Source organism: Streptomyces sp. NPDC029296 (assembly GCF_055569255.1).
In genome coordinates this window covers 83,859-103,767 of record NZ_JBVHXT010000027.1, presented here as the reverse complement: position 1 = coordinate 103,767, position 19,909 = coordinate 83,859, and the positions used below count along the sequence as shown (strand labels likewise).

20 protein-coding genes and 2 pseudogenes are annotated in these 19,909 nt (G+C 74.1%); 13 read left to right on the top strand and 9 right to left on the bottom strand.

Going from position 1 to position 19,909, the window contains the following annotated elements; translation table 11 throughout:
- Entirely contained in the window at positions 1-144 is a 144-nt protein-coding gene (locus tag ACZ4W9_RS23715; protein ID WP_467938967.1) for a hypothetical protein, read from the top strand.
- A 174-nt stretch (positions 145-318) separates the two neighbouring features.
- Here ACZ4W9_RS23715 and ACZ4W9_RS23710 read toward each other — a convergent pair whose 3' ends face one another.
- The gene (locus ACZ4W9_RS23710) at positions 319-1,182 is read right to left on the bottom strand and encodes a dioxygenase family protein (protein ID WP_467938965.1); all 864 of its coding nucleotides are present in this window, start codon (positions 1,180-1,182) and stop codon (positions 319-321) included.
- A gap of 77 nt (positions 1,183-1,259) precedes the next feature.
- On the bottom strand, positions 1,260-2,198 hold the full coding sequence (locus ACZ4W9_RS23705) for a helix-turn-helix transcriptional regulator (RefSeq protein ID WP_467938963.1): 939 nt from the start codon (positions 2,196-2,198) through the stop codon (positions 1,260-1,262).
- Positions 2,199-2,366: 168 nt separating this feature from the next.
- On the opposite strand from ACZ4W9_RS23705, the gene ACZ4W9_RS23700 reads away from it, so the two are divergent.
- From ACZ4W9_RS23700 to ACZ4W9_RS23665, 8 genes are all read left to right on the top strand, one after another.
- On the top strand, positions 2,367-3,350 hold the full coding sequence (locus ACZ4W9_RS23700) for a LysR family transcriptional regulator (protein WP_467938961.1): 984 nt from the start codon (positions 2,367-2,369) through the stop codon (positions 3,348-3,350).
- Positions 3,351-3,473: 123 nt separating this feature from the next.
- The gene (locus tag ACZ4W9_RS23695) at positions 3,474-4,841 is read left to right on the top strand and encodes a trypsin-like serine protease (RefSeq protein ID WP_467938959.1); all 1,368 of its coding nucleotides are present in this window, start codon (positions 3,474-3,476) and stop codon (positions 4,839-4,841) included.
- Positions 4,842-5,434: 593 nt separating this feature from the next.
- Positions 5,435-6,394 (top strand): alpha/beta fold hydrolase, encoded by a 960-nt coding sequence (locus ACZ4W9_RS23690; protein ID WP_467938958.1) that lies wholly within the window; start codon positions 5,435-5,437, stop codon positions 6,392-6,394.
- A gap of 139 nt (positions 6,395-6,533) precedes the next feature.
- A complete protein-coding gene (locus ACZ4W9_RS23685; protein ID WP_467938956.1) occupies positions 6,534-6,890 on the top strand; it encodes a PRC-barrel domain-containing protein in 357 nt (118 codons plus the stop codon).
- 25 nt (positions 6,891-6,915) lie between these two features.
- Entirely contained in the window at positions 6,916-7,089 is a 174-nt protein-coding gene (locus ACZ4W9_RS23680) for a hypothetical protein (protein ID WP_467938954.1), read from the top strand.
- A 123-nt stretch (positions 7,090-7,212) separates the two neighbouring features.
- A complete protein-coding gene (locus ACZ4W9_RS23675; protein ID WP_467938952.1) occupies positions 7,213-8,382 on the top strand; it encodes a polysaccharide pyruvyl transferase family protein in 1,170 nt (389 codons plus the stop codon).
- 27 nt (positions 8,383-8,409) lie between these two features.
- Positions 8,410-9,819, top strand: coding sequence for an FAD-dependent oxidoreductase (locus ACZ4W9_RS23670; RefSeq protein WP_467938950.1), 1,410 nt, complete (start codon positions 8,410-8,412; stop codon positions 9,817-9,819).
- Between the two features lie 98 nt (positions 9,820-9,917).
- Positions 9,918-10,631 (top strand): LamG domain-containing protein, encoded by a 714-nt coding sequence (locus ACZ4W9_RS23665; RefSeq protein ID WP_467938948.1) that lies wholly within the window; start codon positions 9,918-9,920, stop codon positions 10,629-10,631.
- Positions 10,632-10,644: 13 nt separating this feature from the next.
- Here the strand turns inward: ACZ4W9_RS23665 and ACZ4W9_RS23660 are convergent, their stop codons facing one another.
- Together ACZ4W9_RS23660 and ACZ4W9_RS23655 are read right to left on the bottom strand one after the other, a co-directional pair.
- A complete protein-coding gene (locus ACZ4W9_RS23660; protein WP_467938946.1) occupies positions 10,645-10,893 on the bottom strand; it encodes a hypothetical protein in 249 nt (82 codons plus the stop codon).
- A 95-nt stretch (positions 10,894-10,988) separates the two neighbouring features.
- On the bottom strand, positions 10,989-11,687 hold the full coding sequence (locus ACZ4W9_RS23655) for a PepSY domain-containing protein (RefSeq protein ID WP_467938944.1): 699 nt from the start codon (positions 11,685-11,687) through the stop codon (positions 10,989-10,991).
- Between the two features lie 176 nt (positions 11,688-11,863).
- Between ACZ4W9_RS23655 and ACZ4W9_RS23650 the strand changes: the two genes are divergently transcribed.
- From ACZ4W9_RS23650 to ACZ4W9_RS23640, 3 genes are all read left to right on the top strand, one after another.
- The gene (locus ACZ4W9_RS23650; protein ID WP_467938942.1) at positions 11,864-13,384 is read left to right on the top strand and encodes an MFS transporter; all 1,521 of its coding nucleotides are present in this window, start codon (positions 11,864-11,866) and stop codon (positions 13,382-13,384) included.
- 138 nt (positions 13,385-13,522) lie between these two features.
- Entirely contained in the window at positions 13,523-13,738 is a 216-nt protein-coding gene (locus tag ACZ4W9_RS23645; protein ID WP_387507458.1) for a hypothetical protein, read from the top strand.
- 65 nt (positions 13,739-13,803) lie between these two features.
- A complete protein-coding gene (locus ACZ4W9_RS23640; protein ID WP_467938940.1) occupies positions 13,804-14,229 on the top strand; it encodes a pyridoxamine 5'-phosphate oxidase family protein in 426 nt (141 codons plus the stop codon).
- Positions 14,230-14,316: 87 nt separating this feature from the next.
- On the opposite strand, the pseudogene ACZ4W9_RS23635 reads toward ACZ4W9_RS23640, so the two are convergent.
- Together ACZ4W9_RS23635 and htpG are read right to left on the bottom strand one after the other, a co-directional pair.
- Positions 14,317-14,481, bottom strand: a pseudogene (locus ACZ4W9_RS23635) (trypsin-like serine protease); the annotation flags it as partial.
- A gap of 99 nt (positions 14,482-14,580) precedes the next feature.
- Complete coding sequence (gene htpG / locus ACZ4W9_RS23630; protein ID WP_467938938.1) at positions 14,581-16,482, bottom strand: molecular chaperone HtpG; 1,902 nt, start codon at positions 16,480-16,482, stop codon at positions 14,581-14,583.
- A 270-nt stretch (positions 16,483-16,752) separates the two neighbouring features.
- Between htpG and ACZ4W9_RS23625 the strand changes: the two genes are divergently transcribed.
- Positions 16,753-17,232 carry an SRPBCC family protein gene (locus ACZ4W9_RS23625; protein ID WP_467938936.1) on the top strand — a complete coding sequence of 160 codons (480 nt, stop codon included), beginning with the start codon at positions 16,753-16,755 and terminating at the stop codon, positions 17,230-17,232.
- Between the two features lie 77 nt (positions 17,233-17,309).
- Here the strand turns inward: ACZ4W9_RS23625 and ACZ4W9_RS23620 are convergent.
- The 3 genes and pseudogenes from ACZ4W9_RS23620 to ACZ4W9_RS23610 form a co-directional block, all read right to left on the bottom strand.
- Positions 17,310-17,582: pseudogene (locus ACZ4W9_RS23620) on the bottom strand (alginate lyase family protein); the annotation flags it as partial.
- 273 nt (positions 17,583-17,855) lie between these two features.
- Positions 17,856-18,776, bottom strand: a complete 921-nt coding sequence (locus tag ACZ4W9_RS23615; RefSeq protein WP_467938934.1) for a DUF6807 domain-containing protein — start codon at positions 18,774-18,776, stop codon at positions 17,856-17,858.
- On the bottom strand, positions 18,773-19,888 hold the full coding sequence (locus ACZ4W9_RS23610; protein ID WP_467938932.1) for a Gfo/Idh/MocA family protein: 1,116 nt from the start codon (positions 19,886-19,888) through the stop codon (positions 18,773-18,775). Before ACZ4W9_RS23610 ends, ACZ4W9_RS23615 begins: the two co-directional genes overlap by 4 nt.
- Positions 19,889-19,909: the final 21 nt, after the last annotated feature.

Below are 19,909 nucleotides of genomic sequence, written 5' to 3'. Positions count from 1 at the left end.
GTGCGGGCCCCGATCGAGCTGCCCTGGGCCGTGATCGGCGCGGTCGTCGCCGCCTGCGCCGTGCCGGCCGTGGTCTCGTCCGTCGTCCCGGCGGGGCTCGCCCTGCGCCGCCGGGCCGTGGAGCTCGCGGGCGTACGGGAGTGAATCCGCCGGCCGGGGCGGGAACGGGCGGATCGGATGGTCGCGCTCCGCTCCGGACGGGCATCCGCCCCGGCGGCCCGGCCCGCGGGGGGCGGTACGGGCGGGCGGGTGCGGCCGGAGTCGGGCGTCGCGCCGGTCCCCCCCTCGGCACCGGCGCGACGCCCGGGTATCCGTGGCTCAGACCGCCCGCCACAGAGCCGGTACGGCCGGGGGCTCCCAGCCCGGCTGGGCGGTGTGCGGCTGGAGGCAGGCGTAGGCGCGGCCGCCGTACGTGACCTGGTCCCCCGTCCGGTACGCGGTGCCTATGGTCCAGGTGCCGCCGGGCGGCGGGGTGGGGCCGGGGCCCGGGTCCTGCGCGACGTTGAGGACGAAGTCGAACGCCGCCTCCCGGCCGCCGTTCCCGTCGCGCACGGTCATCAGCAGCCGTGGGTCGAAGATCGTGTCGGTGTTGTTGCGCGGCTCGTTCGGGAAGTACAACTGCGTGGTCAGCACGCGCTGGTTGGGGGCCTGCAGCTTGACGTGGATGTGCCGGGTGCGCCCCGGGTAGAGGCCCGGCACGATCGTGGTGAGCGAGAAGGAGCCGCGCGAGTCGGTGTACTGGTGGCCCCGGAACCGGAACCCGGTGTTGTCGTAGGCGCCGTTGTTGTCGGCCTGCCAGAAGTCCAGCAGGACCCCGGACAGGGGACGGCAGGCCCGGCCGAAGACATAACCGGTCACGGTGAGCCGGGTGCCGGGCAGGCCGGGCTCCAGGAGGCTGGTGCGTTCCGGCGAGTTGGGCTTGAAGTAGGGGCCCTCGGTCTGCTCCGGGGTGGGGTCGTCGCCGTCGTCGCACTCCGGGGTGAGCTGGGGCTCCGTACCGGTCGCGGCCAGGGTGCGGGCGAGGGCGGGGCCGCCGGCCAGGGCCAGCGGGATCGCGGCGGTGGCCGCGAGTGCCGCGCGCAGCACCGTCTTGCGGCCGACGAGCCGGGGGGCACCCGGTGCCTCGGTGCCGTCCGGGCCGGTGCCGTTCCGTTCGGTGTCGTGCGTACCTGCTCCGTCCATGTCTCCTCCTGCGGGGGGCGGACCGTGGTGGTCCTCCTGTGGGGGCGGACGCCCGTGGGGCCGGATCGGCAACGAACCTAGGCGTGCGTCGGCGGGGCTTCGAGGGACTGATGAGGGCGGCTGTGGTGTTTTCGGAAGTCGCCGGGGCTGCTGCCGGTCTCGCGCCGGAAGAACCGGCTGAAGTAGGCGGGGTCGGCGAACCCGGTGCGGGCGGCGACCTGCCGTATCGACAGCTGGGTGTGTGCCAGCAGCCGTTGGGCCTGGTAGGCGCGGGCCTCGATGAGCAGCCGGCCGGGCGGGCGGCCGGTGGCGGCCCGGACCGCCTGGGTGAGGTAGTGGGGGGTCACGCCTAGCCGGTCGGCGCATTCCCGTACGGACCAGGTCGCCGCCTCCGGGCGGGTGACCAGCCGGGCGAACGCCTCGGCGACGGCGGCCGGCCGGCCCTGGGCGGCCGGGTCCCGGCCGGTGCCGGCGCGGCCCGGCAGCCGGGCGGCGCGGACGACCAGCACGTGCAGCAGGGAGCGCAGCACGCTCTCGTGCCCCGGGGCGCGCTGCCGGTGTTCCGCGACGAGTTCGGCCATCAGCCGCCCGACGGACCGGTCCTGCTCGGGGTCCAGGGCGAACCAGCACCGCTCGCCGAGTTCCCGCAGCACCTCGCGGTCGCGGGGGTGGTCCACCAGGAAGTCGTCGGTGAACAGCGCGAGCGTTCCCTCCGGCCCCCGGCCGCCCTCCCAGTGGTGCACCTGGCCGGGCAGGATCACCGCCAGGTGCGGGGGGCGCAGCGGCCAGCGCGCGAGATCGACGACGTGGGTGCCGGAACCGGCGCTGACGTGGACGATCTCGTAGAAGGTGTGCCGGTGCGGCCGGTCCCACCGGGACAGCGGTCCCACGGCCTCGAAGGAACCGGCGGCGAAGGGTACGGCGCCGGGCCCGGCCACCTCCAGCCGGTGCAGGGGCACGTCCCCGGCCTCGGGCGGCGCGCCGGGGCTTCCCGGTAACACGGTGGTGCTGCGCATCGGCCATGCTCCCCTTTCGCCAGGACCTGTCGGGCACCGATCAGGTACAGACCAATCGCGTCGCTGTGACCATGCCACGGACCGGGACACCGGGAAACAGCGCATCCCACCCCCTCTGGTCCGTACCAGCCTCTTGCCCCGGGCCCTCCCACCCCGCAAGCTCCCCTCATGGAGCTGGAGTTGCGGCATCTGAAGACCATTCGGGCCATCGCGGAAGCGGGCAGTCTGACCAAGGCGGCGACGGCGCTCGGGCTCGCCCAGCCGGCGCTCAGCGCGCAGCTCAGGCGCATCGAGCGGGCCTTGGGCGGCACGCTGTTCGAGCGCGGGCGGTACGGCGTGCGGGCGACCGCCCTCGGGGAGCTGGTCCTGGAGCGCACCCGGATCGTGCTGCCCGCGGTCAGCGAACTCCAGCGGGAGGCGGCCCGGTTCGCGCGTACCCGGCGCGACGGGGAGCGGCTGCGGCTCGGCGGCACGCACGGTCCGCTGCTGGGCGCGCTGGTGGACCGGCTCGCGGACGCCGTCCCCGGCACCAGCGTGACCACCTGCGCCTCCTGGTCGGAGCGGGAACTGGCGGAGCTGCTGGCGGAAGGACGTCTGGACTTCGCGCTCGCCGGCGCCTGCGGCTCCGCTCCCCCGCCCGACGCCCCGCACCTGGTCTGGGAGGAGATCGCCGTCGACCCGGTGTTCGTGATGCTGCCCGAGGGCCATCCGCTCGCGCGCGGCCGGGAGGTCGACCTCGCCGCGCTCGCCGACGAGGAGTGGGCGTGCGTCCCGGGCGACGGCTGTTTCGGGGACTGTTTCACCGCGGCCTGCGCCGGGGCCGGGTTCACGCCCCGCCGTCTGTACGAGACGGACACCGCGTCCTGCGCCCATCTGGTGCAGGTGGGCCGGGCGGTGGGCCTGTGCCGGGCCACCTTCCCGCCGACACATGGGCTCACCACCCGCCCGCTGGCCGGGACCCCACTGGTGTGGCGGCACCTGCTGGGCTGGCACCGGACCGGCCAGCGGCCGGACACGGCGGCGACGGTGCTGGCCCAGGCCCGCACGGCGCACGCCGCCGTGGCGGCCCGCAGCGACAGCTACGCGCACTGGCTCGCGCGGCGCGCGGACCGGGAGGCCGCGGCCCGGCACCGCACCGGCCTCGCGTCCTGAGCGGGCCGCCCCCGTTCACCTCCCGTACATAACGCGGGGGCAGGGGGTCGGCTGATGTCTTATGGGGCGGGGCGTGGGCTCCCTACGGTTTCGGCACCCCACCGAATCCGAGGAGACCTCCCCATGCTCCAACGACACCTCAGAGCCGCGTGCGCCGCCGCCGCGGCGGCGGGTGCCCTGCTCGTGGCCGGGCTCAGCGGCTCCGCGAGCGCCCAGCCGTCCGTCTCCCCCGCCCGGCCCACGGCGGCCGAGACGCTGCGCACCGACGCGGCGCCGCCCGCTCTCCTCGGCGCACTCCAGCGGGACCTGGGGCTGAACCGCGAGCAGGCGGAGCGCCGGCTGGCCAACGAGGCCGAGGCGGCAGCCACCGCGGGGCGGCTCGGGGTCGCGCTGGGCGCGGACTTCGCCGGTGCCTGGGTGCGCGGCGCGGAGTCGGACACGCTGACCGTGGCCACGACCGACCCGGCCGACGTGCCGGCGATCCGGGCGCGCGGCGCCCACGCGCTCGTGGTGGACCACTCCCTGGCCGCGCTGGACGCCGCCAAGGCCCGCCTGGACCGCGCCGCCGCCCACCGCGCCACCGCCGACACCCCGGTCTGGTACGTCGACGTGCCCACCAACACGCTGGTGGTGGAGGCGGTCCGGCCGGACGCCGCGCGCTCCCTGCTGGCCGCCGCGCACGTCGACGCCTCCCTCGCGCGGACCGTGAAGTCGGCCGAGCGCCCCCGCCCGCTGTACGACCTGCGCGGCGGCGACGCGTACTACATCGGCAGCGGCAGCCGCTGCTCCATCGGCTTCCCGGTGACCCGGGGCACCCAGCAGGGCTTCGCCACGGCCGGGCACTGCGGCCGGGCGGGCGCCACCACCACCGGCTCCAACCGGGTCGCGCAGGGCACCTTCCAGGCGTCGGTCTTCCCGGGCAACGACATGGCGTGGGTGGCGGCCAACTCCAACTGGACCGCGACGCCGAACGTCAACGGCTCCAGCGTCCAGGTCGCGGGGTCCGCCCAGGCCCCGGTGGGCTCCTCGGTGTGCCGCTCCGGTTCCACCACGGGCTGGCACTGCGGCACGGTGCAGCAGCTCAACACCAGCGTGACGTACCAGGAGGGCACCGTCAGCGGGGTGACCCGTACGTCGGTGTGCGCCGAACCGGGCGACTCGGGCGGCTCGTTCATCTCCGGCAGCCAGGCGCAGGGCGTCACCTCGGGCGGCTCGGGCAACTGCACGAGCGGCGGTACGACGTACTTCCAGCCCGTCAACCCGATCCTGCAGTCCTACGGCCTCACCCTCAAGACGACCGGGACCGGCCCCGAGGACCCGGAGGACCCCGGTGACCCGGGCGAGCCGGGCGGCACCTGGGCGGCCGGCACCGTCTACCAGGCGGGTGACACGGTGACGTACGGCGGTGCCGGTTACCGCTGCCTCCAGGGCCACCAGGCGCAGACCGGGTGGGAGCCGCCGAACGCCCCGGCGCTGTGGCAGCGGCTGTGAGCCGCTGACCCACCAGGCCACCGAGGGCCCGGGCGCCGGCGACGGGGCGCCCGGGCCCGTCCGCCGTCCCCCGGCCCGCCGGGTCACGCCCCGGTCATCGCCATCACGGCGCGGACGGCCGGCGGCAGGGCGGCATGGGCGACGGCGGGCAGCGAGCCGAGGAGCGGGGCGGCGCCCGCCGCCGGGTCGGCGCGGCCGATCCGGCCGGTTGCCGCGGGCGCGGAGGGGGCGGAGGGCGTGGACGCGGGCGCCGGCCGCGGCGACGGGGCCGGCCAAGGCGGTCGTCCCGGCCACGGGCAGGCCCCTGCGCCGCGGGAGCGGGACCGTCATGACACCGCCGCCCGCACCGAGCGCGGCGGCGACCGGGCTCCCCGCCGGCTGCCGGGCCGTCGACGTCCCGCCCCCCGCTGCGGAAGCTGATCCGGGAAGCGGCCGAGGCGGATCCCGCGCCACGCCGGTCCTGTGCGCCGCGTTCCGCGCTCTCCTCGGCCGCCCCCGTCGGCGTACCGCGGCCCCGCGCGGCGACCCGTCCCGGTGCAGCGCCCGCCTGCGGGTCGCCGTCTCCGCGATGATCACGCGAGTAGTCTCGGGACATGGTTGAGCATCACATGGTCGACGTGAACGGCATCCGGCTGCACATCGCCGAGGAGGGCGAGGGCCCCCTGGTGATCCTGCTCCACGGCTTCCCGGAGTCGTGGCACTCCTGGCACCGCCAGTTCGGCCCGCTGGCCGCCGCGGGCTTCCGGGTCGTCGCTCCCGACCAGCGCGGATACGGGCGCAGCGACCATCCGGACGCGGTCGAGGCGTACACCATCCTGCACCTGGTCGGCGATGTCGTCGGGCTGATCCGGGCGCTGGGCGAGGAGAAGGCGTACGTCGTCGGGCACGACTGGGGGGCGCCGGTCGCCTGGCACACCGCGCTGCTGCGGCCGGACCTGGTGCGCGGGGTGGCCGGTCTGAGCGTGCCGCCGCCGTTCCGGGGCTCGCAGCCCCCGCTGCCCGCCATGGACCGGATGTTCGGCGGCCGGTTCTACTGGAACTACTTCAACCGTCCCGGAGTCGCCGACGCCGAGTTCGCCGAGGACACCCGCACCGCGCTGCGCAAGTTCTTCTACTGGGCTTCCGGTGACGCTCCCGACGCCGGCGAGAAGCAGCCGCTGGTCAACCCCGAGCGCGGCTGGCTCGCGGACATGGCGGACCCCGTGACGCTGCCGGAGTGGTTCACCGAGGAGGATCTCGACGCGCTCGCGGAGAGCTTCTCCGGGGGCTTCACCGGCGCCCTCAACTGGTACCGCAACCTCGACCGCAACTGGGAGCTGACCGCCCCCTGGCACGGCGCCGTCGTCACCCCGCCGGCCCTGTACGTCTACGGCGACCGGGACGTCGTACCCGCTTTCCCCGGCACCCCGGAACTCATCGAGCGACTGCCCTCGCTGATGCCGAACCTGTGGCGCGAGCCCGTGAAGCTGGCGGGCTGCGGCCACTGGACCCAGCAGGAACGCCCGGACGAGGTGAACGCGGCGCTGATCGACTTCCTCACGTCGTGCCCCTGACCTGATCCCCGGCGCCCGGCCCGGGCATCCGGCCCCGGGCGGGTACGCCTTCCGGGGGCTTCGCCCCACCCGCGCCACATCCCCGGCGTCCGGGTGGGTACCCCGTGCACAGAAGGCCCCCGTGCACAGGAGGTACCCGATGTTCGAGGCATCCGATATCCGCGAGTGGCGGGGTCATGACGTGGTCGACGCGGACGGTCACAAGATCGGCGTCCTGGAGTCGGTCTACGTGGACACCGCCACCGACCACCCGTTCTTCGCCACGGTGACCGTGGGGCTGCCCACCCGCCGCCGGCTGGCGTTCGTGCCCCTCACCGGGGCGACGGTCGGCCCGGGCTACCTGAAGGTCGCCCAGAGCAAGGACCGGGTCAAGAAGGCACCGTCCATCGAGACCGACGGCGAACTGACCGCCGCCGACGAGCCGGATGTCTTCGCCCACTACGAACTGCCCTACGCACCGGGCGCCGGCGGCGAGCGACGCCTGGCCCGGCGCTGATCCACCCAACCCGCCGGGAGATCCGATGAGCGTGTTCCTGTTCCTGATCCTCGCGGCCGTCGTCCTGGGGATCATCGGATTCGTCGTCAAAGGTCTGTTCTACCTCCTGATCATCGGCGCCGTCGTGCTGGTCCTCGCCCTGGTCTACGCCGCCGTGCGCTTCCGCCGGGGCGGACGCAAACACCGCGTCGCCCGCTGACGGCCGGCCGTGCCGGCTGCGGTCCCCCGCGGACCGGCGCGGTCCCGGTCGCGGGTTCCCACCCGAAGGCGGCAAGCTGGAAAGGCTTCTGCTGCTTGTGCCGCGAGCCACGAGGGAGCGGTCATGGAGGGCACAGACGGTGTGACCGTAGGCGTACTGGGCTCCTACGGGGGCCGCAACGTCGGCGACGAGGCGATCCTCACCGCCCTGCTGGACCAGGTCCGGGCCGGTCGCCCGGACGCCCGGTTCGTGGTCTTCTCCCGCGATCCCGCGCACACCCGCTCGGCCCATCCGGACGTCGAGGTCGTCGGCTGGGAGGGGGTGTGCCGGGAGGGCATCTCCGCGCCGCTCGGCCGGCTGAACGTGCTGGTGGTCGGCGGGGGCGGGATCCTCTACGACACCGAGGCGCGCCGCTATCTGCGGCCGGCCCGCACCGCCCAGAGCCTCGGCGTGCCGGTCTTCACCTACGCGGTGGGGGCCGGCCCGCTCACCGACGAGACGGACTGCGCCTGCGTCCGCACGGTCCTGTCGGACGCGGTCGAGGTGACGGTCCGCGACGAGGAGTCCAAGCTCGTCCTCGAGGAGGCCGGCGTCACCCGGCCCGTGTCCGTCACCGCGGATCCCGCGCTGCTGCTGGAGCCCGGCGACCGCGGCCGGGCCCTGCTGCGCGCGGAGGCGGTGCCCCGCCGGGTGCGGCTGGTGGGGATGAGCGTCCGGGAGCCCGGGCACGCCGCCGAGCACCTGGACGAGGAGGGGTACCACCAGTTGCTCGCCAGTGTCGGCGACTTCCTGGTGCACCGGCTGGACGCGCACGTCGTCTTCGTCTCCATGGAGCGCGGCGACATCCGGCACGCGCACGCCGTGGCGTCCCGGATGGCGGCGGCCGACCACTGCACGGTGCTGCGCGGCGGCCACGGGCCGCAGGAGGTCCTCGACATCGTCACGCAGCTGGACCTGGCCGTCGGCATGCGGCTGCACTTCCTGGTCTTCGCCGCGCTCGCCGGGATCCCCCTGCTGCCGCTGCCGTACGCGGGGAAGGTCTTCGACTTCGCCCAGCGGATCGGCGCGCCCGCGCTGCGCGGGGTGGTCCGCGAGACGGCCGGGCTGCTGCTGGCGGAGGTGGACCGCCTGTGGGACGAGCGGCACGCGCGCGCGGCGGACGCGGCGGTGCGCACGGCCGCGATGCGGCTGCGGGCGGCCCAGACCGCCGAGCGGCTCCTCGCCTATCTGGACGCGGCCGCGCCCGGCGCCCGCCGCCGCGACACGCCCGTGCCGGCCTCCACCGCACCCTGACCCCGGTCGTCCCCTCAGGGAGTGCACGTGTCGTACTTGATGCCGCCCCGGGTCCCCACCACGGTGGAGCTGCCGCCCCGCCGGGCCCTGCACGCCGGCTCCACCCAGGTGCTGGTGGTCGGCGGCGGTCCGGCCGGGATCGGGGCGGCCCTCGGCGCGGCCGACGCGGGCGCCGAGGTGGTCCTCGTGGAGCGCTACGGCTTCCTCGGCGGCAACGCCACCGCGGCCCTGGTCATGCCGCTGATGAGCTTCCACAACGAGGTCAGGCAGGCCGTGCCCGGCGACACCACGAGGCTGCTGCCGCCCGACCACGGCGAGGGCGAGCCGGTCGTCGGCGGGGTGCTGTGGATGCTGCTCGAACAGCTCGTCCGGGCCGGGGCGGCGATCCGGCCCTCGCTGGAGACCGGCTACACCGTGCCGTTCGACGCGGAACTGTTCAAGCTGGTGACGTACGAGCTGCTGGAGACCCACGAGGTCCGGATGCTGCTGCACGCCTTCGCGTCCGGCGTGGTCGGCCTGCCGGACCGGGTACGGGCGGTGTTCGAGACCAAGTCGGGGCCGCTGGTGCTGGACGCGGACGTGATCGTCGACTGCACCGGGGACGGTGACATCGCCGCGGCGGCGGGGGCCGCGTACGAGATCGGCCGGCCGGAGGACGGCTGGACCCAGCCCATGACGCTGATGTTCCGCATGATCCGCTTCGACCACGAGAGGTTCACCGCCTACACCCGCGCCCGGCCCGGCCAGTGGAAGGGGGTGCACGGGCTGTGGGACCTGGTGCGCGCCGCCACGGACGCGGGCGAGCTGGACCTGGCGCGCGAGGACATCCTCTTCTTCGCCACCCCGAACGCCGGCGAGGTCGCGGTGAACTCCACGCGGGTCACCGAGGTGCTCGGCACCAGCGTCTGGGACCTGACCCGCGCGGAACTCGCCGCGCACCGCCAGATGGCGCAGATCGCCCGGTTCCTGCGCAGCCGCGTGCCGGGCTTCGCCGACTCCTACGTGGTGCAGAGCGGCGTCCAGGTCGGCGTGCGGGAGACCCGGCGGATCGTCGGGGAGTACCAGCTGACCGGCGAGGACGTCCTGACGGCCCGCACGTTCGACGACGCCGTCGCACGCGGCGCCTACCCGGTCGACATCCACAACCCGAGCGGGCGCGGCACCACGCTCCGACGGCTGCCGCGCGGCGCGTCCTACGACATCCCGCTGCGCTGTCTGCTGCCCCGGGGCCCGGAGCGGGTGCTGGTCGCGGGCCGCTGTATCTCCGGGGACCACGTGGCCCACTCCTCCTACCGCGTGATGCCGATCTCCATGGCCACCGGGCAGGCGGCGGGCGTCTGCGCGGCCCTCGCGGCGACGGAGGGCCGCAGCCCGCGGGACGTCCCGGTGCGCGCGGTCCAGCGCGAGCTGCGCACGCAGGGCGCGAGCCTGCGCTGACACTCCCGCCCCCCTCTTCATTCACTCACACGAACGAAATACCGTGCGATGATCGGCCTATAGGCATGACCGGGCCGCCGTCGGTGAGACATCGGAACATGAACGAACCGACGACGGCCTCCCTGCCGGCCCCGCGCGACCCGCCCCCGTCCGACGTGGTGTTCACGGCGGACTTCGCGTCCACGGCGCAGTGGACCGCGGGCCGCTCCTCGGCCTACCCGGGAGGAGGCCCGGTCAATCCGGACGACGACAAGCTGGACCACCTCGTGGACGGCCCCGGCCACAGCCGCTCGGGCGTCTTCCGGGCCACCCGGCGGCCCGACGGCAACTGGGACACCGGCCTGCTGACCACCGAGGGCAGCGAGGAGGAGTTCCTGCTCCTGCCGGGGGACGTGCTGGAAGCCCGGGTGCGGCTGCCCACGGAGACCGGCGCGTGGCCGGCCATCTGGACCTGGCGGGACGGCGGCCAGGAGGTCGACGTCTTCGAGTACCACCCGGACCACCCGGACCTGCTGGAACTCACCAACCATGTGCGCGGGTCCCAGCGGTACGTGCACGCCGACGGCGTCCGGCCGGGGGCCTGGATCGACCTGCGCACCGAGTTCGGGCGTCACTCGGTGGTCTGGTGGCTGAACGGCGAACGGGTCTTCGCGGACCGGCGGGGTGTGGGGCGCCGCTGGCACGCCTTCCTCATCGTCAACCTCTCGGTCTGCGCCGGGCGCCACCACCCCGCGCCCGACCCGGACACGACGGAGATGACCTTCGAGGTGAGCAGCCTGGTGGTACGGCGCCCGTCCGGGGACGGCGCGTGACGCCCGGCGGCGGTCAGCCGTCGGGCGGGACCTCCTCGCCGCCCCGCGGCCGCCGGTCGTCCCGCCGCTCCTCGGCCTCCACGCCGCGCAGCGGCTCACCGGCCGAAGTGCCGCTGTCGGGCTGGTAGCCCTCCTTCGCACCGGACGTACCCGGGATCGTCCGCTCATGGGCCCGGCTCTCACCGCCCGAGTGCGCTCCCGGTTCCTCGTCGTCGCGGGCCCGCCGGTACCGGTCGGCGGGCTCGCCGGTCTGTCCGCTCATGGCGTCCTCCGCTCCACTCGTCGGCCCGCCCGGGTTCCCCCGCGCCGGGCGGGAAAACGGTGGGCGGCAACCCGGCGCCGTGCGAGGGCGGGCCGTCAGTCGCGGTCGACGTGTTCGCCGAGGATCCTGCGGTTGGTGGCGTCGATGTCGTAGGTCGTCTTGTTCCAGTCGTCGGTCGTGACGACGTCGACGGACCACTTCGGGGTGCCGCCGTCGGTGTCGTCGAGTTCGACGGCGGTGACGGTGCCCTTGGTCTTGTCCGTGGCGGTCCGCGCGGCCTGCTCCGCGCTGACGGTGGCCTTCTTCAGCAGGTCCGCCAGTTCGCGCCGGTCGTCGTCGTCCTCGTGCTTGGCCCGCGCCTCGCCGGCCTTGCCACCGGCCGCGTCGACGGAGACGGTGTGGGCGCTGCCGTCGGCCGTGGCGACCTCGGTCTCCCACCGGGGGCTGTCGGGCGTGCCCTTGAGTTCCACGGAGACCGGCTCGGACTTCGCCACGGCCGCCGTCGCGGCGTGCAGCGCGTGTTCGAAGCCGGTCTTGGCCTTGGGGACGAGCGCCTTGCGTTCCCGCTGGTCCTCGGTGAGGTGACCAGTGTCCGCCGACGGCGAGGGCGAGGGCGAGGCCGCGGCGATCCCGGCGGCGTCGGCCGCGCCGCTCGGCGCCGCTTCGCCGCCGGTGTCCTGGCCGCACCCGGCGAGCAGGGCTCCGGCCGCGGCCGCCGCGCAGAGGAGGGCGGCGCCCCGGGAGAGCGGAGGGTATTGACGCTTCGCACGTATTCCGTCACTCTTCGTGTCCATGCGGCCAGTTTAGGCGAGTTGTCCGTCCGGTGCCTCGGCGGAGACCGGCGCCCGGGTGCCGCGCGGACCCGGCCCGGCGACGTCCGGGGCCGGATCCGCAGCAGGCCGGGGGCAGGTGTGCCGGGCGGGGGCGGGGGAACTTGGTCCGCCCGGTCCCCCGGTGGAGAGGAGTCCAGGTGACAGCGTCGACGTCGGCCGCGGGCGGCAGGGAACCGGGCGCCCCCGGGGACGGGTACGAGCCCGATCCGCAGCGCTGGCGAGCCCTGTGGGTCACCCTGGTGGCCGGGTTCATGAGTCTGCTCGACGTCACGATCGTGGCGGTCGCCCTGCCCACGATCCAGCGCGATCTGCACGCCTCCCCGGCGCAGGTGCAGTGGGTGGTGTCCGGCTACGCCCTCACCTTCGCCCTCGCCCTGGTCACCGCCGGCCGGCTCGGCGACGCGCTGGACCGGCGCCGCATCTTCCTGCTGGCCCTCAGCGGTTTCGTGGTCTGCAGCGCGGCCTGCGGCGCGGCCCCGGACATCACGCTGCTGGTGGCGGCCCGGCTCGCGCAGGGGCTGGCTGCGGGTTTCATGGCTCCGCAGAACTCCGCGCTCATCCAGCAGATGTTCCGCGGCGCCGAGCGCGGCCGGGCCTTCGGCCTGTTCGGCGCCACCGTCGGCATATCCTCCGCCGCCGGCCCCCTCACCGGCGGCGCCATCCTCGCCCTCGCCTCCGGTGCCCAGGGCTGGCGGTGGATCTTCTACGTCAACGTCCCCCTCGGCATCCTCGCCGTCCTCCTCGGCCGCCGTCTGCTGCCGCGCACCCGCCGCTCCGGCCGGGGCCGGGTGGACCTGCCCGGGGTGCTGCTCCTCGGGGTCGGCGTCCTCACGCTCATGTGGCCGCTGGTCCTGGCGGAGTCCGGCGGCATCGAGCACCTGTGGTGGCTGTTCCCGGCCGGCGCCGCGGTCCTCGCCGTCTTCGCCTGGTGGCAGCGCCGTCTCGTCGCCCGGGACGCCCAGCCGCTGCTCGATCCCCGCCTGTTCACCACCGTGCGCGGCTATGCCGTCGGTGCCGGCATCGGCACCCTGTACTTCGTCGGTTTCAGCGGTGTGTGGCTGGTGTTCGCCCTGTTCTACCAGCGGGGGCTGGACTTCTCCCCGCTCCGCTCCGGGCTCGCCGTCACCCCCTTCGCGCTCGGCTCGGCGAGCGCGGCCGTCGTCGCCGGCCGGCTGGTCGAGCGCTACGGCCGCCTGCTCACCGTCTGCGGCCTCACCGGCGTGATCGCCGGCCTGGGCGGCACCGCGCTGCTGCTCCGCCTCGCGCCCCCGCACCTCGCGCCCTGGGTCGCCGCTCCGGTCCTCTTCCTCGGCGGTATCGGCGGCGGCTTCGTGGTCTCCCCCAATATCACCATGACCCTGCGGGACGTGCCCGTGCGCATGGCGGGGGCGGCGGGCGGCGCGCTGCAGACCGGACAGCGGCTCGGCGCCGCGCTGGGCACCGCCGCGCTGCCCGGCCTGTTCTACCTGGTGCTGGAGCAGAGCGGCGGCGACTACCGCGGCGCCCTCGTCGTCGCGCTGGGCGCCGCGCTGGCCGGGATGGCGGCGTCCCTGGCCCTCGCGGTGTTCGACTGGCAGCGCGACCGGCGGCTGCGCGAACCACGCCACAAGTGCCCGGACGAGGTCGCCCACGCGCCCGTGCACGCCCGGCAGACCTGACGGACGCCCGGGAGGCGGGACGCCGGGACGGGCGGCAGGGCCATCAGGGTGGACCGGGCCCGTGTCGGGCGGCGGGCGCACGCAGGGTTGGCCATGCTGGGCCGGGAGCGGCACCCTCGCGGCGACAAGGAGCACGGCATGCCGACGGACCCGGTCGAACGATTCCTGGCGGCGCTGGATCCCGGCCACCGGGAGGCCGTCGGCGCGCGGCCGCGCGAGGAGCAGGAGCGGCTCGCGGCGGCCTGGACGCGGGAGCTGGAAGCGGACGACGAACTGGACACCCTGGACGAGCTGTCCCCGCCGGCGGCGGAGGCCGAGGCGGCCCGCCGCGTCCTGGAGCGCGGCACCGGCTGACGTGCCCGCACCGGGGAAGCGACGGTCCGTTGTCCGTGCCGGCCCGGCACGTTAGGGTCGGCCGGATGGCACTCTCCCAGCGCGAACGCGAACTGTTTCTGGCGGAGCCGCACATCGGGGCGCTGTCGGTCGTCGAACGGCCGGACCGCGCGCCGCTGACGGTTCCCATCTGGTACCAGTACACGCCGGGCGGCGACCTGTGGGTGCGCACCGGGCCCGATTCCCGCAAGGCCCGGGCGATCCTCTCCGCGGGGCGCTTCAGCCTGATGGCGCAGCGCACGGAACCGACCGTGCGCTATGTGTCGGTGGAGGGCCCGGTCGTCGCGACGGCCCCGGACAGTCCCGAGCTGTCCCGGGAGATGGCCGCGCGGTATCTCCCCGAGGACAAGGTCGCCGCGTTCGTGGAGTACGACCGGACCCGGCTCGGCGAGCACGTCGTCGTCTCCATGCGCCCCGAGCACTGGGTGTCCGCCGACCTCGGGGCCTTCTGAGCGGTCGGGATGACGGCCCACCGGGTCGGGGCGGTACGGGAACCGGGCCGGCCGGCGTCACGGGGAGCGGCCGGCCCGGCGGGCGGGTCAGCCGGTGTAGGTGTGCAGGGTCAGGCCGTAGCGGCTGAGGATCTCGTTGACCGGCTGGAACCACGTCTCGCCGCCGGAGGAGCAGTTGCCCCAGCCGCCGGAGGTGACGCCCTGGGCCTGGTCGCCGGTGAGGAAGGAGCCGCCGGAGTCGCCGGGCTCGGCGCGGGTCCGATCGGGCGCGCCGCCGCCCCGCCGTCGCGGTGACGGCGGGGCGGGGGCGCCCACAGGGACGTACGACGGCGGGGTGCCGTGCCCGCGGGCTTACAGCGCGCGCTCCAGGCGGTCCGCCATCAGCTTGACGAAGCGGGCCGGTTCCTTGGGCTGGCCGCCCTCGGCGAGCACCGCCAGGCTGTACAGCAGCTCGGCGGTCTCGGCCAGCTCCGTGCGGTCCTCGCGCTCCCGGTAGGCCTGGTTCAGGCCCTTCACCAGCCGGTGGTCCGGGTTGAGTTCCAGGATCCGCTTGGCGCGGGGCACCTCCTGGCCCATCGCGCGGTACATGTTCTCCAGCGCCGGGGTGAGGTCCTGCGCGTCGGAGACGACACAGGCCGGGGAGACGGTGAGGCGGGAGGACAGGCGCACGTCCTTGATGTCCTCGTCCAGCCGCTCCTTCATCCAGCCGAGCAGCCCGGCGTACTCCTCGGTCCGCTTCTCCCGCTCGGCGTCGGCGGTGTCCTCGTCCTCGGCGTCGAGGTCGATCTGCCCCTTGGCGACGGAGCGCAGCTTCTTGCCCTCGTACTCGCCGACGGCGTCGGCCCACACCTCGTCGACCGGGTCCGTGAGCAGCAGCACCTCGATGCCCCGCTCCCGGAAGGCCTCCATGTGCGGGGAGTTCTCGATGCTCTGCCGGGACTCGCCGGTCAGGTAGTAGATGTCCTCCTGGCCGTCCTTCATCCGCTCCACGTACTGCTTGAGGGTGGTCGGCTCGGTCTCGTGGTGCGTGCTGGCGAAGGAGGCGACGGCGAGGAGGGCGTCGCGGTTCTCCGGGTCGGTGACCAGCCCCTCCTTCACGGCCGTGCCGAACTCCCGCCAGAAGGTGCCGTAGCGCTCCTCGTCCTTGGTCATCATCTCCTTGACCGTGGACAGGACCTTCTTCGTCAGCCGTCGCCGCATCATCTCGATGTGGCGGTCCTGCTGGAGGATCTCGCGGGAGACGTTCAGCGACAGGTCGGCGGCGTCCACGACGCCCTTGACGAAGCGGAGGTACGGCGGCAGCAGCGCCTCGCAGTCGTCCATGATGAACACGCGCTTGACGTACAGCTGCACGCCCCGCTTGAAGTCGCGCGTGAACAGGTCGTGGGGGGCGTGCGCCGGGAGGAACAGCAGGGCCTGGTACTCGAAGGTGCCCTCCGCCTGGAGCCGGATCGTCTCCAGGGGGTCGCGCCAGTCGTGGCCGATGTGCTTGTACAGCTCGTGGTACTCGTCGTCGGACACCTCGTCGCGGGGCCGCGCCCACAGCGCCTTCATGGAGTTGAGCGTCTCGGGCTCGGGCGTCTCGTCGCTCTCGCCGGCCTTCTCGGGCACCATGCGGATCGGCCAGGTGATGAAGTCCGAATACCGCTTGACGATCTCCCTGATCTTCCACGGGGAGGTGTAGTCGTGGAGCTGGTTCTCCGGGTCGGCCGGCTTGAGATGCAGCGTGACCGAGGTGCCCTGCGGCGCGTCGTCGACCTTCTCCAGCGTGTACGTGCCCTCGCCGCGCGACGACCACCGGGTGCCCTGGTTCTCGCCGGCCCGCCGGGTCAGCAGGGTGACCTCGTCGGCCACCATGAAGCCGGAGTAGAACCCGACGCCGAACTGGCCGATCAGCCCGTCCTCGCCGGCCTTGTCCTTGGCCTCGCGCAGCTCCTCGAGGAACTTGGCGGTCCCCGAGTTGGCGATCGTGCCGATGAGCCGCCCGACCTCGTCGTACGACATCCCGATGCCGTTGTCGCGCACGGTGAGCGTACGGGCGTCCTTGTCGATGTCGATCTCGATGTGCGGGTCGGACACATCGGCGTCCAGCGAGTCGTCCCAGAGCTTCTCCAGACGCAGCTTGTCCAGCGCGTCGGAGGCGTTGGAGACGAGTTCCCGCAGGAAGACATCCTTGTTCGAGTACACCGAGTGGATCATCAGCTGGAGCAGCTGACGGGCCTCTACCTGAAACTCAAACGTCTCGGTCGGCATGTTCGCGAATACCTCACAGGTCCTGTTGCCCTGAACTGGTGGCAGACACTGTAAAACACCACGTCAGCGCAGTGGCGCGAAGAAGCGGTCGGTGGCCGGATCCACACCCCCGGAACGGGGGCGCGGTCCCGGGCCTGGGGGGCCGGGCGCGGTGATCGGAATCGGCGGCCATGACCGGCGGCTGTCCGGGTACCCGGCAGACTCCGGCCGGGTCGGCCCGCGCGGCGGGGCGGCCCGGGACACCCCACCAGTGAGAACGGAGACGTGGAGATGAGCACGGTCAAGGAAGCGGTGGAAGTGGACGTTCCGGTGCACACCGCCTACAACCAGTGGACGCAGTTCGAGAACTTCCCGAGGTTCATGGAGGGCGTCGAGGAGATCACGCAGCTGGACGACCGGCACAACCACTGGACCACGAAGATCGGCGGGGTACGGCGGGAGTTCGACACCGAGATCGTCGACCAGCTGCCGGACGAGCGGATCACGTGGCGCACGGTCAGCGGCGACACCAGCCAGCGGGGCAGCGTCCGCTTCGAGCGGGTGGACGACACCCACACCAGGGTGGAGCTGGTGATGGACATCGAGCCCAGCGGTGCCGTGGAGAAGGCCGGCGACCTGATCGGCACGATCGACCGGCGCGTCAAGGGCGACATGAAGCGGTTCAAGGAGTACATCGAGGAACGCGGCACCGAGTCCGGCGCCTGGCGCGGCCGGATCAGGCCCGGCGACACGAGCGGCCCGGCTCTGTGAGCCCACGCCGCGTGACCTGACTGTGCCGGGCCGGGCGACGCACGCCCGGTCCGGCCCGGTGCCGGTCGCCCGGAAACTCAGTGCGGGTCGTCCCCGTGGGTCAGGGTCTCCCAGGCGACGAAGAGGTTGTCGCTGCCCGCGGGGCGGTTCTGCCGGGGCAGGGTCCCGGTGTTGGTGATGGCGATGCCCAGGCGGTTGTGGAGGGCGTTGTAGCCGGCCTCGGTGACCGGACCCGGCCCGCGGTCGACGCTGCCGCCGCACAGCCAGCTCGGGACGGCGATGCCCAGTTCGTACGTGGCCTGGAATCCGAGCGCCTGCCGCAGCCGCTCGCCGACGTCGGTGCCGTACAGGTGTCCAGGTTCTGGCCTCCGCCCGCCGGGCACCGGGCCAGGAGAGCAGCCCGCCGGCGAGCAGGGCCGCCGTCGCCGTGAGGGCGAGAGCGGAACGCGCGGACCCACGGCGGCGGGCGGGAGCGTCCTTGTCCTGCGTCTGTTCCGTCCTCGTATGTGAACGCCAAACGGCTTTCTGAACGGCCGAGTTGACGAGACCATAGGTACGGACCAGATACCCGTCAAGGGGCGCCGCCGGCGGTTGCCCGGCGCTCGCGGCCGGGCTCCGGCCCCTCACCACGGCAGGTTCTCCAGGTGCGCGGCGATCCGGTCCCGGTCCCAGGCCCCGTCCGCGATCACCAGCCGGTAGCGGTAGCCGAAGGACTCCCCCGGCTCCAGGGCGAACTCCTCGAAGAACGCCCAGGAGAACGCGACCGTGGGGACGGGTTCGGCGCGCACGAACCAGTGGGACGGGTGGATCGCCCGCGTCTCGTCCAGGTTCTCCGGCGCGTGCGCGAAGACCAGCGTGGAGTGCCCGTCGACCTCGTCGTGCTCGGCGGTGAAGGCGAGCCAGGGACCCTGGGTGCCCATGAGGTCCCCGGCGCCGGAGCCGGGGGCGAGGACCCGGCCGCCGGTGAAGTCGCGCGGCCCGCGCCACTGCAGACCGGTGTACCCGGCCAGTTCGCGGCCCGCCGTGGTCGGGGACCCGAACACCAGGGGTTCGGCGCGGATGTTGGTGAGCTGGATCGACCAGTCCAGGGCCCAGGCGCCGGCCTCCTCGTCGACCGAGTGCACCGCGATGCCGCGCTCCTCACGGGCCCACTCCCGCCCGCCGTGCGCGACCCAGGTCAGCTCCTCGGTGAGGGCGAGCCGTTCCTCCCCGGCGGCGAGGGCGGCGAAGCCGTCGTGGCGCATGGAGCCGACCCGGTCGGGCAGTGCCAGGTAACCCCGGCCGGGCACATAGCTGTCGCCGCCCCAGAAGTTCTGTCCGGACAGATGGCTGGCGGTCATCTGCACGCCCTTGTGCCAGCGGTGGTCGTTCGGGCGGTACCCGGTGACCGTGTGCCCGGACAGGGTGCGCACGGGGTGGGCGTAGGGCTTGGGCGCCTCGAAGGGGTCCGGGTCGGGACGGTAGACGTAGCGGAGGATCTCGGTGCCGTTCGACGCCCGGACCGCGAGGTGCTCGCCGTGGACGTGGCTGACGCGGATGCTCACGCGCCCTCCTTCGGGGCCCAGTCGGGGTGGCCGCCGTGCATGGCCGTGTAGTAGGGGTCGCCGGGGCCGATCTCGCCCGCGCGCACGGGCCGCCCGGTGAACGCCGCCTTGTAGAGGGCGGCGGCGAACTCCACGGCGGCGCGGGCGTCCTGTCCGCTGCCGGGCGGCCGTACCCCCCGGTCGTAGGCGTCGAGGAAGGCGCCGAGCTGCGCCGTGTGGGAACTGGGCACGTTCCGCGCGGGGGCGTGCCAGGCCGTGAGCCGCTCGGGGTCGACGTGCGGCGCCGGGGTGTAGACCCAGTCGTCGTTGCCGTGTCCGTACAGGTGGGTCAGTTCCACCGTCGCGTCGGCGCAGTCGACGCGGATGCGGCTCACCTCCCAGGGGGACAGCACGCTGTTGACGACGGTGGCGAGCGCGCCGCCGCGGAAGCGGACGAGGGCGGTGGAGACATCCTCGCTCTCGATGTCGTGGACCAGGCGGGCCGCCATGGCCCGGATCTCCTCCCACTCGCCGAGCAGGTGCAGCAGCAGGTCGTACTGGTGGATGCCGTGCCCCATGGTGGGTCCGCCGCCCTCGGTGGCCCACCGGCCGCGCCACGGCTCGGCGTAGTACGCGGCGTCCCGGTGCCAGGTGGTCTGGCAGTGCGCCACCAGGGGCGCGCCCAGTTCGCCGCGCGCGAGGAGGTCGCGGGCGTGTACGGCGCCCGAGCCGTAGCGGTGCTGGAAGACCACCGCGGCATAGGCACCGGACGCCTCCTCGGCGGCGGCGATGTCGTCCAGTTCGGCCTGGGACAGGCAGAGCGGCTTCTCGCACAGCACCCAGGCGCCCGCCTCGAGCGCGGCCACGGTCTGCTCGCGGTGCAGCGCCGGCGGGGTGCCGATCAGCACCAGGTCCGGCCGTACCGCGTCGAGCATGGCCTCGGTCGAGGTGTACCCGGCGACCCGTGCGCCCGCGAGCCGCCGGAAGGCGTCCAGCCGGTCCCGGTCCAGGTCGACGGCGGCGACGAGTTCGGTCCGCTCGGCGTGGGCTCCGAGCGCGGGCAGATGGTCGCCGGTGACGATGGCACCGGTGCCGATCACGGCGACGCGGCGGCGGGGTGCGGGCAGGGGCATGCGGCGCTCCTCGGGAGTCGA

What these genes read in the sequence shown, in the direction of transcription:
- ACZ4W9_RS23705 (WP_467938963.1), bottom strand. Translation starts at nt 2,198, where the DNA reads ATGCGCAGCACCACCGTGTTACCGGGAAGCCCCGGCGCGCCGCCCGAG.
- ACZ4W9_RS23680 (WP_467938954.1), top strand. Translation starts at nt 6,916, where the DNA reads ATGAGCGTGTTCCTGTTCCTGATCCTCGCGGCCGTCGTCCTGGGGATC.
- ACZ4W9_RS23665 (WP_467938948.1), top strand. Translation starts at nt 9,918, where the DNA reads ATGAACGAACCGACGACGGCCTCCCTGCCGGCCCCGCGCGACCCGCCC.
- ACZ4W9_RS23695 (WP_467938959.1), top strand. Translation starts at nt 3,474, where the DNA reads ATGCTCCAACGACACCTCAGAGCCGCGTGCGCCGCCGCCGCGGCGGCG.
- ACZ4W9_RS23625 (WP_467938936.1), top strand. Translation starts at nt 16,753, where the DNA reads ATGAGCACGGTCAAGGAAGCGGTGGAAGTGGACGTTCCGGTGCACACC.
- htpG (WP_467938938.1), bottom strand. Translation starts at nt 16,482, where the DNA reads ATGCCGACCGAGACGTTTGAGTTTCAGGTAGAGGCCCGTCAGCTGCTC.
- ACZ4W9_RS23610 (WP_467938932.1), bottom strand. Translation starts at nt 19,888, where the DNA reads ATGCCCCTGCCCGCACCCCGCCGCCGCGTCGCCGTGATCGGCACCGGT.
- ACZ4W9_RS23685 (WP_467938956.1), top strand. Translation starts at nt 6,534, where the DNA reads ATGTTCGAGGCATCCGATATCCGCGAGTGGCGGGGTCATGACGTGGTC.
- ACZ4W9_RS23690 (WP_467938958.1), top strand. Translation starts at nt 5,435, where the DNA reads ATGGTTGAGCATCACATGGTCGACGTGAACGGCATCCGGCTGCACATC.
- ACZ4W9_RS23660 (WP_467938946.1), bottom strand. Translation starts at nt 10,893, where the DNA reads ATGAGCGGACAGACCGGCGAGCCCGCCGACCGGTACCGGCGGGCCCGC.
- ACZ4W9_RS23710 (WP_467938965.1), bottom strand. Translation starts at nt 1,182, where the DNA reads ATGGACGGAGCAGGTACGCACGACACCGAACGGAACGGCACCGGCCCG.
- ACZ4W9_RS23645 (WP_387507458.1), top strand. Translation starts at nt 13,523, where the DNA reads ATGCCGACGGACCCGGTCGAACGATTCCTGGCGGCGCTGGATCCCGGC.
- ACZ4W9_RS23675 (WP_467938952.1), top strand. Translation starts at nt 7,213, where the DNA reads ATGGAGGGCACAGACGGTGTGACCGTAGGCGTACTGGGCTCCTACGGG.
- ACZ4W9_RS23655 (WP_467938944.1), bottom strand. Translation starts at nt 11,687, where the DNA reads ATGGACACGAAGAGTGACGGAATACGTGCGAAGCGTCAATACCCTCCG.
- ACZ4W9_RS23700 (WP_467938961.1), top strand. Translation starts at nt 2,367, where the DNA reads ATGGAGCTGGAGTTGCGGCATCTGAAGACCATTCGGGCCATCGCGGAA.
- ACZ4W9_RS23640 (WP_467938940.1), top strand. Translation starts at nt 13,804, where the DNA reads ATGGCACTCTCCCAGCGCGAACGCGAACTGTTTCTGGCGGAGCCGCAC.